This is a genomic window from Bacillus thuringiensis, from assembly GCF_001455345.1.
GTDB classification, from domain to species: domain Bacteria; phylum Bacillota; class Bacilli; order Bacillales; family Bacillaceae_G; genus Bacillus_A; species Bacillus_A thuringiensis_N.
The window spans coordinates 3,673,896-3,688,492 of sequence record NZ_CP013274.1 but is presented as its reverse complement, the minus strand read 5'-3'; the positions used below and the strand labels follow the sequence as shown (position 1 = coordinate 3,688,492).

Below are 14,597 nucleotides of genomic sequence, written 5' to 3'. Positions count from 1 at the left end.
ATGGGGAAAATTCGCAAACTCGATGACCAACTCTCTAACTTAATTGCGGCAGGGGAAGTAGTAGAGCGCCCTGCCTCAGTCGTAAAAGAACTTGTGGAAAATTCTATCGATGCGAATAGTACATCTATTGAAATCCACTTAGAAGAAGCTGGTTTATCAAAAATTCGCATCATTGATAATGGGGATGGCATTGCAGAAGAAGATTGTATCGTCGCTTTTGAACGACATGCGACGAGCAAAATTAAAGATGAGAACGATCTGTTCCGCATTAGAACACTCGGTTTCCGCGGTGAGGCATTGCCGAGTATTGCCTCAGTTAGTGAATTAGAATTAATCACTAGCACAGGTGATGCTCCTGGTACGCACCTTATTATTAAAGGTGGAGACATTATAAAACAGGAAAAAACAGCGAGTCGAAAAGGAACAGATATTACAGTACAAAACTTATTCTTTAATACACCAGCGCGTCTTAAATATATGAAAACCATTCATACAGAGCTTGGGAATATTACAGATATCGTGTATCGTATCGCAATGTCACACCCAGAAGTATCGTTAAAGCTGTTTCATAATGAAAAGAAATTGCTTCATACATCAGGAAATGGTGATGTAAGACAAGTACTTGCATCGATTTACAGCATTCAAGTTGCGAAGAAGCTTATTCCAATTGAAGCTGAATCTTTAGACTTCACAATTAAAGGTTATGTAACATTACCAGAAGTAACGAGAGCATCTCGTAATTATATGTCAACGATCGTAAATGGTCGTTACGTTCGAAATTTCGTATTAATGAAAGCTATTCAGCAAGGGTACCATACATTACTGCCAGTCGGACGATACCCAATCGGCTTCTTATCGATTGAAATGGACCCAATGCTTGTTGACGTTAACGTACATCCAGCGAAATTAGAAGTTCGTTTTAGTAAAGAACAAGAATTGCTAAAACTTATCGAAGAAACATTGCAAGCAGCATTTAAAAAAATACAGCTCATCCCAGATGCAGGTGTAACAACGAAGAAAAAAGAAAAAGATGAAAGTGTGCAAGGACAGTTCCAGTTTGAGCATGCGAAGCCGAAAGAGCCATCTATGCCGGACATCATTTTACCGACGGGCATGGATGAAAAACGAGAAGAACCACTGGCAGTGAAACAGCCAGCACAACTGTGGCAACCGCCGAAGCAAGAATGGCAGCCACCACAGTCGCTCGTAAGAGAAGAACAAAGTTGGCAGCCATCTACTAAACCGATAATGGAAGAACCAATTCGAGAAGAGAAATCGTGGAACAGTAACGATGAAGACTTTGAATTAGAGGAATTGGAAGAAGAAGTTCAGGAAATAAAAGAGATTGAAATGAACGGTAATGACTTACCACCGCTTTATCCAATTGGACAAATGCATGGAACATATATTTTCGCCCAAAATGATAAAGGCTTATATATGATTGATCAACATGCCGCGCAGGAACGTATCAATTATGAATACTTCCGTGATAAAGTAGGACGAGTAGCGCAAGAAGTACAAGAACTACTCGTACCATACCGTATTGACTTATCTCTTACTGAATTTTTGCGTGTCGAAGAGCAGCTAGAAGAATTAAAGAAAGTCGGTCTATTCTTGGAGCAATTCGGCCATCAATCCTTTATTGTCCGCTCACATCCAACGTGGTTCCCGAAAGGACAAGAAACAGAAATTATCGATGAAATGATGGAGCAAGTCGTTAAACTAAAAAAAGTTGATATTAAAAAATTACGTGAAGAAGCAGCTATCATGATGAGCTGTAAAGCTTCAATTAAAGCAAATCAATATTTAACGAACGATCAAATATTTGCTTTACTGGAAGAACTTCGTACAACAACAAACCCATACACATGCCCACACGGAAGGCCGATTCTTGTACATCATTCTACTTATGAGTTGGAGAAGATGTTTAAGAGGGTTATGTAGGGATAATATGATTTTAGATAGGATCTAATAAAAAGAAGCGATGAAATAAATCGCTTCTTTTTTGTTTAGATTTTCTTTTTTTTATAAATTCTTCAGCTGTAACCAATTATAGAAAAATCATATGAATCCATAGTTTTCATACAGGTTGCATGTAAAAACTTCTTTTTCTCTCTATGTTTTTCTTTTCCTTATAGAATCCTTATAATTGTCATTTATTCTAGAATTACAATATACGAGGAGGAAGTTTAAGATGAATGAGATTATGTTAGAAACAAAAAATCTTTGTAAAACATTTAGAAAGCAAAGTGTGGTACAAAATATTTCGCTTTCTGTACCGAAATATTCAATCTATGGATTGTTAGGTCCTAATGGAGCAGGGAAATCGACCACTTTGAAAATGATAACAGGCATGCTTACACCTACTTCTGGTGAGATTTACTTTGATAGTCATAAATGGACACGGCACGATCTACATTCTATTGGTGCTTTAATTGAGTCTCCTCCGCTTTATGAAAATTTAACAGCAAGAGAAAATCTGCAGGTTCGTACGACTGTTTTAGGTTTGCCTAAATCAAGGATTGATGAAGTATTGCATGTTGTGGAGCTAGAGAATACAGACAAGAAAAAAGCAAAGGATTTTTCTATGGGGATGAAACAACGATTGGGAATTGCGATTGCATTGCTGAACCATCCGAAGTTTTTAATATTAGACGAGCCGATGAATGGACTGGATCCTTTTGGAATTCAGGAATTAAGAAAACTCATTCTATCCTTTCCTGGAAAAGGAATTACGGTCATTTTATCGAGTCATATTTTAAGCGAAGTAAGTCAAATTGCAGATCATGTTGGGATTATATCAGGTGGTGTATTGGGGTATCAGGGGAAATTGAATCAGAATGATGACTTGGAAGATTTATTTGTACAAGTGGCTGGAAAGTATAGAAGGGAGGCATAAGAAATGAATCTATATATTGCATCTGAAAAAATTAAAATTAGACATACTTTTTTGAATAAACTTATATGGCTAGTTCCATTTGCTACAATACTAATTGCCTTTTTATTATCAGCGGATTATTTTCAATTATCTAGTTACAACTGGTGGTACATTACGATGTTTCCGGGAATGGTTTCTTTAAGTTGTGTACTTCTTGCGGAGAAAGATAAAAAAATGAATAATCGTTCCATCTTATCGTTACCAGTTTCATTAAAAAGAGTGTGGATTTCTAAAGTATTACTAATTTTAGGGATTTTGAGTTTTTCATGCATACTGTTTTTCTGTGGAATCGAGCTATCTAGTTTACTAGTAAATAAAGAGAATTTCCGAATCATTCCTACGGTAAATGCACTATTAGGAATCGTTCTTTTAATCGTTACTTTTATGTGGCAAATTCCAATCTGCTTGTTTTTAGGTAATAAAATAGGTCTATTTCCGACGCTTCTGTTGAATATAGGGGCAAATGGAATTTTTGGGGTTGTATTGGCAACAAAAAATATTTGGATGATTAGTCCATACACATATCCAAGTAGACTGATGATTCCGATTTTAAAAATACTACCAAATGGTTTGTATGCAGAAACTGGAAGTGTAACGTTTAAACCAGAACTCCTTTCCTACGATGCGATTTTGCCAGGCATAGTAATTTCTGTTGTGTTGTTCCTGTTATTCACTTATGTGACGGCAAAGTGGTTTGAAAAGCAGGAGGCAAAATAATATGGCGGTTTTGTCGAGGGTATTAAGAGCTGATTTTATAAAAATGAAACACACGATTTTTTTCTGGATACATGTAGCGATGCCAATCATCGGTATTGCTCTTTTTTTAAGTTATTATTCTTTTTCAAAATTTGATTCTATAAATAAAGTTTCAGGTTATATACAAGTATTATCGATATCTTTTCCGTTGCTAATTAGCATAGTGTGTTCTTCTGTCGTGGAACAGGAAGCTTTGGCAGGAAATTTTAAAGAACTTTTATCAACGGAATACGGAAGACGTAAAGCGTTAATTAGTAAAGTATGTTTACTTTTAATATGTGGGTTTGGTTCCACTATGTTGGCAGTCGTTGGGTTTGCGACAGGTTTTCATTTTCTGTTAGGACAAAATGAAATTCCATTTGCTTTGTATGTTGAAATTTCCTTCATTCTTTTTAGTTGTCAAATCTTTATGTATATATGGCATCTGTTCTTAAATTTTCGCTTTAGTAAAGGTGCTTCCATTGGGATTGGAATTATAGAAAGCTTGCTGGCAGCTTTAATGCTTACAGGGATGGGGGATATAATTTGGAAATACATTCCATGTGCATGGGGCGCGAGATTATGCAATTATTTTTTGGGATACAAATTCAGTCCTAGTTCTATTCGTGTCTTACCAGTAGAGACGGAAATGGGCGTAGTGATTTGCGTTTTTTTCACGATTATCGCATTTGTTATTTCCCTTGTTTGGTTTTCCTTTTATGAAGGCCGTAAAGAAATGTAAGTGCATTTGTATTATAATGGAAACAAGGGGAGGGGTTCTATATGGCAAGAATATTAGCAATTGATGATGAAGAGGGAATCCTTTATATAATAAAAAGTGCTCTAGAGAAAGAAGGCCACGAGGTAACTGCCGTTAGTAATCCTCTTACTATACCAAAGGATAAATTTTGTCATTATGATTTAATTCTATTGGATGTCATGATGCCAGAAATAGATGGATTTACACTTTGTAAAGAAATACGGGATTTGGTCGATAGTCCAATTGTGTTTCTAACAGCTAAAACAATGGAGAAGGATCTAATCACAGGGCTTAGTCTCGGTGGAGATGACTATATTACAAAACCTTTTGGAATTGGAGAACTGCGTGCGAGGGTATCCGCACATGTAAGGCGTGAGCATAGAGAAAAGCAAAATGCATTTTTCCTGTCAGGTCTTACATTTCATCTGTCATGTAAAGAAATATGGTATGACGATACATCTATCGCATTTACGAAAAGTGAGTATGGAATTTGCGAATATTTAGCTTTGAATCATGGACAAGTATTTTCAAGAGAAAAGATTTACGAAAATGTTTTTGGTTATGAGGGAGAAAGTGATAACCAAGTAATTGTGGAACATATTAAAAATATCCGTCATAAATTATCTAAGTATGGCATGAATCCAATAGAAACAGTATGGGGAATTGGTTATAAATGGAGAAAGTGAAAAAGCAAGTCAATCTTAGTAAGATTTTAATACAGTATATTTTTGCATTTTCAATAGGGACGATTGCATTAGTTACTTTTTTTATGATTCTATTCCAAGTTGGAGTTAACGCAGAGGTAATCCTGCCAGCAAATTATTATGAACAGCAGATTGAGTCGCAAAGAGATACTATAGTTAAAGCGGAACAGGACGATGATCAAATTTTAAAGCAATATAAATATGTTGTGTATGATTTTTCTGGAAACGTTATTCAAGGGAGTATTAATAAAGATTATGCGGGACAAATATGGAATAACATACATAAGGATGAAAAAGGTGACAGTAAGTACTACTATGCAGTTATAGAACGTGATCAAGATATTTGTGTCATTCTATATACGTTACATGCTACTTTTAAAAATCCTTTTTTGCAGAAGTATTTACCGAGTCCGGAAGTTTGTGAAATTGTTCTTTTTATTCTACTATTTGTTGCCGAAGTGATATTTCTATCTCGCTCTTTTGGTAAATCATTGTCAAAGGAAATGCTGATTTTGAGAAATGTAACAGATAAAATTCAAAAGGAAGATTTAGATTTTCAAGTGGAACAATCTAAAATAAAAGAAGTGAATGAAGTATTAATTTCTTTAGTAAAAATGAAAGATGAATTAAATCATTCGTTACGTACACAGTGGAATATGGAAACAAATAGAAGAGAGCAGATTGCTGCTTTGGCACATGATATTAAAACGCCATTAACGATATTGAGAGGGAATGCAGAGCTATTAAATGAATCAATGCTAAATTCAAATCAGAAGAAATGTAATGAGCATATTTTGAAAAGTATTGATGAGATGGAAATATATATGAAATCTTTGCTCGATATTACGAAATGTGAGGAAGGCGCTTCACTTCAATTCAAGCGAACAGATCTCCGCGACTTTATTCGTAATATTATAGAAGAAAGTGCAATTTGTGTTTTAGGCAAACAGTTAAATCTAATTGAAAATGTTCAGGACATACCAAATTTTATTCCTATTGACGAGACCGCTTTGAAAAGAGCAATTATGAATATAATGATGAATGCAATTGAATATTCTCCGACAAAGGGTGACTTGATGTTCTCAGTGGAAATGATTAGTGAAAAACTGCAATTTATTGTAGAGGACTCGGGAAGAGGGTTTACAGAAGAGGAAATGCATTCAGCTACAGAGCAGTTTTATAGGGGAGATAAAAGTAGAAACTCCAAAAATCATCATGGAATGGGGTTATACATTGCTAAAAGCTTTGCAAAGCAACACGGTGGAAACCTTTACTTAAGTAACTCGGACAAGCTACACGGTGCAAAAGTTGTTTTGGAAATATCGGCGTAGTAGAGAAGGAGCTTACGTTAAAAGAAAAATATGTATGTTTAGAAGCGGAGCGAAACCTACTAAAAGCTGAAAATGAGTTATTAAAAAAGATCAAATATAAACTAGAGATAAACGTAACCTATTTGTAATTTATATGTGCGTTCTCAATTTGTTTGTAAGGAAAGAGGTTTTTATTTTACAGATTTATCAGAATTATGTAAAGTATAGATAAAATCATAAAATGGGGTGTTATCTATGTGTACTAGTTTGACATTACAGACAAAACACGGTCAGCATCTTTTTGCAAGAACGATGGACTTCACATTAGATATGAATCAAGAAGTTATAATCATTCCTCGGCATTACCAGTGGAATAATATAACTGGTGAAATCATTAATACGAAACATGCTACGGTCGGAATGGGAATTAATCATCAAGGAAGGATCATTATGGCGGACGGAGTAAATGAAGCAGGTATGACATGTGCAACACTTTATTTTCCAGGATTCGCTACTTATAGTCAAAGCATAGATGACAACAAAACGAATTTGGCTCCATTTGATTTTGTGACTTGGAGTCTCACACAATTCAATTCTGTCAAAGAGTTAAAGGAATCTATAGATAGCCTTACCTTTTTGGATATACCATTACCGGATTTAGGACTTACGCCACCACTACATTGGATTTTAGCGGATAAATGGGGAGATTGTATTGTACTGGAGCCGACAAATGAAGGATTAAAAATGTATGACAACCCACTAGGAGTGATGACGAATAGTCCGGAGTTTAATTGGCATTTGCAAAATTTAAGACAATATATAGGCCTTAAATCGCAGCCATTCGCGCCAACAGAGTGGAGTAACTTACCATTAAGTGCTTTTGGTCAGGGTTCGGGCTCAATGGGACTTCCAGGAGATTTCACCCCGCCATCGAGGTTTGTGCGAGCAGCATATGGCAAACAAAACATTCGAGGTATAGATAGCGAAGAAGAGGGAGTATCGGCCCTTTTTCATATCTTATCAAATTGCGAGGTACCTAAAGGCGGAGTAATAACAGAAGAAGGTGCATTAGATAATACCATATATACAAGCGTAATGTGTATGGAGTCCGGAACATATTATTATCATACTTACGATTGTAGACAAATTATAGCTGTTCATTTATTTCATGAAAATTTAGATACAGATGAGATTAAAGCCTATCCGTTCCAACGGAAACAAAAAATATTTTATGAAAACTAAGTAGCTTTGAAACAATGTTTGGTGCATTTTTGAATATATATAATAGAGCAATAATGGTTTATATCATTCTTGGGTGCTTCTTTAACTTTGTGATTTATCATAAATCTACTCCTTTCTTCAATGACTCCAACGAGTAGAATTTTGCTGCTACGAGCATTGGCTAAGGAGCAGTGAAGGTGGAATTTATTTATAAATAGTAAAGAATAAAAAAGGTGTGGAAAATATCCATACTTTTTTTGTTCTTCCATTATCTATGTATAAAAAAGCGCTGTATATCAGCACTTTTTAAAAGTACATGAGTTGTATAAAAAATATTTATACATTACTAGAAACATAACTATACGCTTATTTATTTTTATTATTATTAATTTTTTCCGTATATAGCACCTGCTCTTTATAATGCTTCTTAATTGGGAAAGTATGTGTACCAGAGCCGTTTTTGAAATTTTTATTGATAGGATTTTTTAGCGGAATTGTTGTAGTTTCAGTAAATTCATATGGGTAGTTTATTTTAGATTTATCTTCAAACATGAAAATGCCTCCTTTTAGGATTTCCTGAATTCTTTACTATAACATGATATGCATATAGATTTTTTTTGGACTAGTTATTTATAGAGGTTAATGGAATTTAATTACGTAACTACTGAAGTATTTTAAAGGAAAACAATTCGAGAAAGATATTGTATGAATAGCCGCTCACTATTATTGTTGTTTTAAGTTATTATGGTGTATTTGAAATTCACGTAGCATATTGGTTTATCTAACAAGTACTATGTGACGAGCTCTTTTATATATAGTTGAACTCAATTTTGCATATATATTCGTTATAAATTGTTTTTATAATATGGTTCATATAGGCTTTTCCTGATAATATAATGCGGAATATTATAGTGTTATTATGTTATTAGGAACATTTAATGCTGTTTCATAACTGAAAGGGAATTGAAAAAAAACTGAAACTTTTCTCATAAAAATTCAATCTAACTTGAAAAATGAAAGGAAAATGAAATTTTCCAAAAGATATTCTTTGTTAAGATAAAAAGCATACATAAATAAAGTGTTGACATATCTTAAAAATGTATTTTCAAGATATAGTGGGGGAAAAGATGAGAATAGAAAAACAATTAATAAAAAAGATGTATTATGAAACATTTTTAATGGAGAATATAACAAAATCACCTCTTGACGTACTTGGAGAAGCTTATGTAAACGAAGAAAAAAATGAGATTTCTGATGGGTCTTATATTCGTTTTGCGCAAGGTGAATTTTATTATCGCCATCAAGATTTTGAAGCAGCTATTTTTAAATGGGAGAAGGTTAGTAATGAATTAGCACCATGGGCACAAAAAAATATTGCGGATGCTTATTTCGAACTGAATCAATTAGCAGTTGCTGAAAATGTTTATACTTCCATCACTACTGATAATAAAATATTAATGACCGAAATTAGACTACAATTACTTTCTCTTTACATAGAGCAAAATAATTTTGACTCCGCTTTCGCTGTTATTAAAGAAGCGGTTTCTTTAAATCCCGATTATCCGAATGTCACAAAAATTGCCCGTTCCTTTTATGAGGAACAACAAGATTTTGATAGTGCAGTAGAGCTTGCTGTGAATGAGTTAATTCGAATAGAATCTTATCCGTGGTTTGAGGTGTTAAAAGGATATATCGATAAAGGATTTACTAAACATATTTCACCAGATTATTTTTATGATGCATTAGTTACATTAAATAATGTAGATCAAGTACAATTTACGCAAATGGTTTCATCACTTTGGAACAGTTATAGAAATGAACAAAATTACTTATTATGGCTTAACACAATAAATGAATTTTTCTTACATATTGAAATACATTCGTCCGATATATGGAACAAAATTTCTTCTCTTTACGAAGAAACGTACTTTGCATTAATTCAAGGGCAATATATGCTTAGACAATTACACGATATTATTCCAAATCTGTTAACAAATTGGTTAAAGGTAGTCAATCCGTCTTATGCTGCATTTCCATCAGCAGCTGTATTGGCGTGGGATGAGATTTTTCCTTCCAAAATAGATTCAGCAAATGTAAAAAATGCGGAAAACTTACTGTCATATTCTATTAATCATGTGAATGGTTTAGAGTACAGTTTACATCTTTTTGAATCTATTACAGATTGGGCACAAAAGCATAATATAGAAATAGGTCAACGATTTAAATGGTTAGTTGACGAACTTGCAGATTTAAGCACAAATCGTATTTTAGTAACAGGAACTTCAGGGAACGGAAAAACTACATTTATCAACTCTATAGTAGGAGAAAATATAGTAGAAAAATCAATTTCAAATGTAGTAGTTTTAAAAAATGATGCTCATACAGAAATTAACGCCATAACAGATGCTGCAATTACAACAACGGAAGATATCTCTGATTACCATAATATGATGTCTCAGCATCATCAAACATATAGAGATAGAGCATGTGCTGAATTTAAATTACCATGCAGATTTTTAAGTGAAAATAAACTTACATTTGTAGTTACACCTGGCTTTAATAGGAATAATGACACTAGGGATGAGGTATTTGAATATCTAAATTCTGTGGATGAATTATTGTTTGTATTAAATGCGGATTCACCTTTTACTGATAAAGAGCGTGATATTCTATTAAGCATTCAAGAACATACACCAAATTTACAAGTGCATTTCTTATTAAATAAAATCGATAACATTTATAGTGAAGCAGAAGTGAAAAGAGTATTACATGATACGGCAGCGAGAATAAAAACATATTTCCCGCATGCGAGGATTTTACCTTACTCTTCGTTATATACAAGTAATCAACAATTGAATGAATTAACAGAGTTTATTCATTTTAACTTTAATCATAAAAATATCGATGCAGAACGTACTGAAAAGCTATTGTTTTTCATTCGAAAAACAATTACATATCTTTTGGATAAACGAGTTGAGAAAGAAAATAATCTAGTGGATGCTATTAATAGGAATGAAGATATGTTAGTGAAACTAAACGGTAGCATAAATAACCTTACTGCTTTTGAGAAGGAAAAAATTCATTTCATTACACAGTCGTATCGTACAATGAAAACAGAAATTACGAATGATCTTACTGAAAATATTCCGAAGATATTACAGAGTTGTTCTGATTTAATAAGTGAAGAAAGCGATTTCGGTCACATGGATACGGAACTAAATAAAGCAATGAATGAGAGAGTGCATAAATATTTAGAACAAACGGTATTACCTCATCTTGCTCTTTCTATGCAAAATTGGATTGCAACTTCTCATAATGAGCTCCTTCAAAGTCAATCATACCTAGAAGAACTTAGTGAAGGACTTAATTCTTTATTTGGAGAAAATCGAATACAGTTAGCATGTGACTTTAAAGTGCTTGATGACTGGCGCAGAGATACGGACAGAATGACGACTAGCATACAAAGGGATGAAGTAAATATTTTACGTCGATTTACGCCAGCACAATTTTTACTGAAAAGTGCCGGTAAATTATTTGGAGTTCTTCCGAAAAACAAAGGTATGCTATATAACAAATACAAACAGTATGTAGAAAATGAAGATTATACTGAAGTAACAGCTTCTATTATGAAGAAATTTTTCTTGCAATTTGAGCTGTTTGAAAACACACAAGAGCGGGATATTCAAATATTCTTTAGGAATCCATTTAACTCCTTGAAACAAGCTGTAGAAAACACTCATTTAGAAATACAAGAAAAACAAGAGATGTTACATAAAATGAAATCAAATCCTGAAGTCTACCATGATTCTATTATGCTCTTTGAATTGAGACTACGTCAATGTGAAGTGATTTTACATATAGGTGATGATCATACTTATACAGATGTAACTTTAGAAACAAGTGGAGAATAAAAGTAAAAGATATGAGGTTTTTTATTTGAAATAGCATCATGTGTTATAAGAGATGAAAAGGGAGCAACTGTAATGAGTTGCTCCCTTTTCATATTTACATTATGTTTCAGTTTCTTTAATTTTAGTTTGTACTTCGCCAGTTTTAATTTTATTACTTTCTGAGAAACGTAATAAATCACCTTCAATAGTTTTATATACACGTTTATATTACATATGTATCTCATGAAATCTCGATTCCTTGTGGGATAATCGTTAGCGGAGGGAGGATAGTGATTTATGCTATTACTACATAAATAAAGAGTTGTGAAACTTAAAATATTTGATTGATATCTTAATTATGCAATTAGATGTCAGATAAATATTTTCCAACATACAACCCACTTGCAGCCGCTTGAGATAATGAATGAGTGACGCCTGAACAATCCCCAACTAAAAATAGCCCATGTATACTAGTTTCAAAATGATTATTAATTTTTATCGTAGGAGCATAGAACTTTCCATCAATTCCATATAGTAAAGTATCTTGATCAATAGGTTCTTGTATAAATTGTTCTAAGCGTAATAAAAATTCTTTGAGTCCTTCAATATATAATTGCGGAATTTCTGTATGAAAATCTCCATACTCTCCTTGCAGTGTAGGCTGTATACGATTATGTTTCATGCTGTTTTCCACCGTAGGTTGCTTCTTTAGTAAGTCCTCTAAGCGCTGTATAACAATCCGGTCTCGTCCTTGGTTAATGCTTTTAATAATTGAACTTGCATACAGATTTGCTTCTTTGAGAGCTGGAAAATAGCGAGGAATAAATAAAGTGAAATTTAAATTAGAAGTGCCAGTTCCTTGCTCTCGAAAATTTTGACCGTCAGGCATAACTAAACCTTCTTCGTACTTTCGAATGATGCGTCCTTTTGGATTCATACAGTAAGTAGTTGCTGTGAAATGCTCACCTTGATAAGAAAGTTTTGTTTCAAAAGTATCTTTTAATATAGAACGTAATTGATGTTCTTTCATTTCTACTCTAATACCTAAATCTACACGAGTTTGTTCCTGGGAAATATTTAATGAAGTGCACATCTCTTTTAACCAATCCGCCCCAGAGCGTCCAGTTGCAAATACTATTTGCTTAGATCGAACTGTTCCTTGATTTGTCTCTATTGTAAAATGATCTTTCTGTTTCAGAATATGTTGTACATCTATATGAAATTGAATATTTATTTTCGTAAGTAAAAATTCATAGAGCTGCTGAAAAATGTTACTGGAAAGTGTAGTACCAAGGTGTCTTACTTCTGTTGTTAGCATTTGTAAACCACACGCTTCAGCTCTCTTAGTGAGACTTGAATTTTCAGTAGAATATTTTGAAACCGAACTTCCTCCGAAATGACATAGAATTTCATCTACTTCAGCCATGAGTTGGATAAAGCCCTCTTTACCGACTTTTTGCTCAAGTTCTCCGCCAAATCCGTTTGTATAATTAAATTTCCCTTCAGATTTTCCTAAACCACCAAACCCAAAATATTTATCACATGTAGTACAATTACACACTTTTCCTTCGTCTAAAGGACAATGGCGATCTTCTAGCGCTTTACCTTTATCAAGAATTAAAACTTTTTTGTTACTTTTAGCTAGTGAATAAGCCATAAAAATGCTACTTACTCCAGCGCCGATAATTGTAACATCATACATATTCTTTCACCTGCTAACGGATAGTTTGTTTTTTATTTTTCTAGTGTATAACAATTTTATGAAGGTAAGAAATAGCTTTTATGAATAAAGAGAGAGTTTTTGAACTTTATACTTTTTCAATTTCTTCGAAGGATGGATTAAATACAAACATTTTTATTTGAAAGCAGCTATAGTTTTATTTTATTATATGCTTAATAAAATATTAGATATAAAAAAGAACAGACCTTTTCAGTAAAGAGGTCTGTTAATCATTTCAACTCTTATTTAGCAAACGCATGGTTACCAATTACCGCTACTGTTTGACGTGTCGTAATCCATTTGTCTGTTGATGTTTTCGGATTATAGAAATAAAGCCAATCAGAATGTATCCCATTTGTGGAGATAGCCTCTTCTACAGCCATTTTTGCTTCTGCGCTTGCAGGCTGATTAATTCTTCCATCTGTAACAGGAGTAAATGCATATCCGTATTTAATAGGTTCATAAATAACGCCTGTTATTGTATTTGGAAAACCTTTTGCGTTTACACGGTTTAGTATAACTTTCGCTACTGCTACTTTTCCTTTATACGATTCGCCACCTGCTTCAGCGGTAACTAAGCGTGCCATTAAGTCTTTTTCTTTTTGTGAAATGCTTGAGTAGATTTTTAAATGTTGTCCTGTATAAAGCTTGTTTCCGACTGTATTGTTAATTTGTTTTATAGATTGGACAGTGACATTGTAACGCTTTGCTATCATTTCTAATGAATCGCCCGGTTGTACTTGATAAATAATTTGTCCAGAAATGTTCGCAGGCTTGGCGTTTTGGCGAACAGTGATTTCATTTGAGTTGACGGACCCTGGAATATGTAACTGTTCACCAATAAAAGTTTGATCGTTTCCTTTATTATTAGCCTGTTTAATGGATTGTATTGAAACGCCGTATTGTTTACTAATGCCCCAAAGTGTATCATTCTTTTTTACTGTATGAATGGTAGAAGCCTCAGCTGTACTTTGACTACATACAAATGTAATTGCAGCTGCAGATAAAGGGATTATATGTTTTATTTTTAATAATTTCATTGTAAATCCTCCTAAGAAAAAATTAAGGTGAAGCTATTAAGTAATGTGGTTTGAAATGTTTATATACGTTATATATTAATGTAAGTATATTAGCACATATAAAATAAATAATCATTATAAGTTTCTTATTCATGTAGTGTAGAGCCTAAATATGAAATATTGCATATAAAAATACATTGAAGTTCATATTGCTGATTACTATAATCTATTTAGTAGAAAGGGAATATGTTATATAAATAAAATCATTATAGATTAATATAATGATTAATAATAGGAGGA

General features: G+C 33.3%; 11 protein-coding genes. 8 read left to right on the top strand and 3 right to left on the bottom strand.

The window, feature by feature from the left end; translation table 11 throughout:
- The 7 genes from mutL (at position 1) to ATN06_RS19060 (ending at position 7,689) form a co-directional block, all read left to right on the top strand.
- Entirely contained in the window at positions 1-1,944 is a 1,944-nt protein-coding gene (mutL, locus tag ATN06_RS19090) for a DNA mismatch repair endonuclease MutL (RefSeq protein WP_060631940.1), read from the top strand.
- A 250-nt stretch (positions 1,945-2,194) separates the two neighbouring features.
- Positions 2,195-2,899 carry a lantibiotic protection ABC transporter ATP-binding protein gene (locus ATN06_RS19085; protein ID WP_060631939.1) on the top strand — a complete coding sequence of 235 codons (705 nt, stop codon included), beginning with the start codon at positions 2,195-2,197 and terminating at the stop codon, positions 2,897-2,899.
- Between the two features lie 3 nt (positions 2,900-2,902).
- Positions 2,903-3,655 carry a lantibiotic immunity ABC transporter MutE/EpiE family permease subunit gene (locus tag ATN06_RS19080; protein ID WP_060631938.1) on the top strand — a complete coding sequence of 251 codons (753 nt, stop codon included), beginning with the start codon at positions 2,903-2,905 and terminating at the stop codon, positions 3,653-3,655.
- A gap of 1 nt (position 3,656) precedes the next feature.
- Positions 3,657-4,415 (top strand): lantibiotic immunity ABC transporter MutG family permease subunit, encoded by a 759-nt coding sequence (locus ATN06_RS19075; protein WP_029439562.1) that lies wholly within the window; start codon positions 3,657-3,659, stop codon positions 4,413-4,415.
- Between the two features lie 41 nt (positions 4,416-4,456).
- Positions 4,457-5,119 carry a response regulator transcription factor gene (locus tag ATN06_RS19070; protein ID WP_029439561.1) on the top strand — a complete coding sequence of 221 codons (663 nt, stop codon included), beginning with the start codon at positions 4,457-4,459 and terminating at the stop codon, positions 5,117-5,119.
- Positions 5,107-6,468, top strand: coding sequence for a sensor histidine kinase (locus tag ATN06_RS19065; RefSeq protein WP_060631937.1), 1,362 nt, complete (start codon positions 5,107-5,109; stop codon positions 6,466-6,468). The genes ATN06_RS19070 and ATN06_RS19065 overlap by 13 nt, the downstream gene beginning before the upstream one ends.
- 234 nt (positions 6,469-6,702) lie before the next feature.
- The gene (locus ATN06_RS19060; RefSeq protein WP_060631936.1) at positions 6,703-7,689 is read left to right on the top strand and encodes a choloylglycine hydrolase family protein; all 987 of its coding nucleotides are present in this window, start codon (positions 6,703-6,705) and stop codon (positions 7,687-7,689) included.
- 345 nt (positions 7,690-8,034) lie between these two features.
- Here the strand turns inward: ATN06_RS19060 and ATN06_RS19055 are convergent, their stop codons facing one another.
- On the bottom strand, positions 8,035-8,220 hold the full coding sequence (locus ATN06_RS19055; RefSeq protein ID WP_000461128.1) for a hypothetical protein: 186 nt from the start codon (positions 8,218-8,220) through the stop codon (positions 8,035-8,037).
- A gap of 575 nt (positions 8,221-8,795) precedes the next feature.
- Between ATN06_RS19055 and ATN06_RS19050 the strand changes: the two genes are divergently transcribed.
- Positions 8,796-11,579 (top strand): dynamin family protein, encoded by a 2,784-nt coding sequence (locus ATN06_RS19050; protein WP_060631935.1) that lies wholly within the window; start codon positions 8,796-8,798, stop codon positions 11,577-11,579.
- Between the two features lie 343 nt (positions 11,580-11,922).
- On the opposite strand, the gene ATN06_RS19040 is transcribed toward ATN06_RS19050, so the two are convergent.
- Both ATN06_RS19040 and ATN06_RS19035 read right to left on the bottom strand, forming a co-directional pair.
- Complete coding sequence (locus tag ATN06_RS19040) at positions 11,923-13,260, bottom strand: NAD(P)/FAD-dependent oxidoreductase (protein WP_060631933.1); 1,338 nt, start codon at positions 13,258-13,260, stop codon at positions 11,923-11,925.
- A 260-nt stretch (positions 13,261-13,520) separates the two neighbouring features.
- Positions 13,521-14,318, bottom strand: coding sequence for a cell wall hydrolase (locus tag ATN06_RS19035; protein WP_060631932.1), 798 nt, complete (start codon positions 14,316-14,318; stop codon positions 13,521-13,523).
- Positions 14,319-14,597 lie beyond the last annotated feature (279 nt).

Coding starts and splice junctions, on each gene's coding strand:
- ATN06_RS19070 (WP_029439561.1), top strand. CDS start 4,457: ATGGCAAGAATATTAGCAATTGATGATGAAGAGGGAATCCTTTATATA.
- ATN06_RS19080 (WP_060631938.1), top strand. CDS start 2,903: ATGAATCTATATATTGCATCTGAAAAAATTAAAATTAGACATACTTTT.
- ATN06_RS19075 (WP_029439562.1), top strand. CDS start 3,657: ATGGCGGTTTTGTCGAGGGTATTAAGAGCTGATTTTATAAAAATGAAA.
- ATN06_RS19065 (WP_060631937.1), top strand. CDS start 5,107: ATGGAGAAAGTGAAAAAGCAAGTCAATCTTAGTAAGATTTTAATACAG.
- ATN06_RS19055 (WP_000461128.1), bottom strand. CDS start 8,220: ATGTTTGAAGATAAATCTAAAATAAACTACCCATATGAATTTACTGAA.
- ATN06_RS19050 (WP_060631935.1), top strand. CDS start 8,796: ATGAGAATAGAAAAACAATTAATAAAAAAGATGTATTATGAAACATTT.
- ATN06_RS19085 (WP_060631939.1), top strand. CDS start 2,195: ATGAATGAGATTATGTTAGAAACAAAAAATCTTTGTAAAACATTTAGA.
- mutL (WP_060631940.1), top strand. CDS start 1: ATGGGGAAAATTCGCAAACTCGATGACCAACTCTCTAACTTAATTGCG.
- ATN06_RS19060 (WP_060631936.1), top strand. CDS start 6,703: ATGTGTACTAGTTTGACATTACAGACAAAACACGGTCAGCATCTTTTT.
- ATN06_RS19035 (WP_060631932.1), bottom strand. CDS start 14,318: ATGAAATTATTAAAAATAAAACATATAATCCCTTTATCTGCAGCTGCA.
- ATN06_RS19040 (WP_060631933.1), bottom strand. CDS start 13,260: ATGTATGATGTTACAATTATCGGCGCTGGAGTAAGTAGCATTTTTATG.